This window comes from Mesorhizobium sp. M5C.F.Ca.IN.020.32.2.1, from assembly GCF_004023105.1.
GTDB lineage: Bacteria > Pseudomonadota > Alphaproteobacteria > Rhizobiales > Rhizobiaceae > Mesorhizobium > Mesorhizobium wenxiniae.
Map to the genome: position 1 here is coordinate 1 of NZ_RZSX01001438.1, position 840 is coordinate 840.

Here is an 840-nt window from a genome sequence, read left to right on the forward strand (position 1 = left end):
TTCGATATCTTATCGCCGGACTTTCACGCATACCCCTTCCCCACGGCTGACTGGATGCGCGCCGAGGGGCCAGTCGTTTGCATGAAGCTGCCGATTGTCGGCCGCACATGGCTCTCTGTGACACATGACGCCTGCGCAACGCTGTTGAAGGATCACGCGAGCTTCGCTCGCGACCCTGCCAACGCAGGGAGCAGAACACAGGCGCGGATACTCAGATTCCTGCCGAGGACCATCAGCCTTCTGGCGCAGAATATGCTCGGCCATGACGACCCTGAGCACCGCCGCCTGCGCGGCCTCGTTGACCAGGCGTTTCAGCGCCAAACGATCGAGGCCATGAAGCCGATGATCACGCAAATAGCCGATCGGCTTCTCGACAAGATGGAGGAAAGACCGGAGGTCGATCTCATGGCCGAGTTCTGTCGCGATCTGCCGCTTTCGGTCATTTGCGCGATGCTCGGCCTGCCGGAGCAGGATCACGATCGGTTCAAGAACTGGTTGGGCGGGCTGAAGGACACTGCCAATATCGGCGCGGTCATCCGCGCCATTCCGGGCGTGATCCGCGTTGTCCGCTATCTTCGCAGCGTCTCGCGATCGGGGGGCAGTGCACTGCCTGACCGATTGATCGCCGCGTTGCGCGATGCCGAGACCGACGGGCAGAGGCTCAGCAAGGACGAACTTGTCTCGATGATTTTCCTGCTCTTCGGCGCTGGGCAGGAAACCACAACCCATCTGATTTCCGGAGGGCTCCTCGCACTGCTATCGCATGAAGATCAACGCCGCAGGCTGCAGAGCGAACCAAGCCTGATGCCCACCTGCGTCGAGGAGTGTCTGCGCTACGTA

1 protein-coding gene is annotated in these 840 nt (G+C 61.1%); it reads left to right on the top strand.

Features of this window, described 5'->3' with window-relative positions; translation table 11 throughout:
* A partial coding sequence (locus tag EOA86_RS36600; protein WP_164892407.1) for a cytochrome P450 occupies positions 1-840 on the top strand: 840 nt, incomplete at both ends.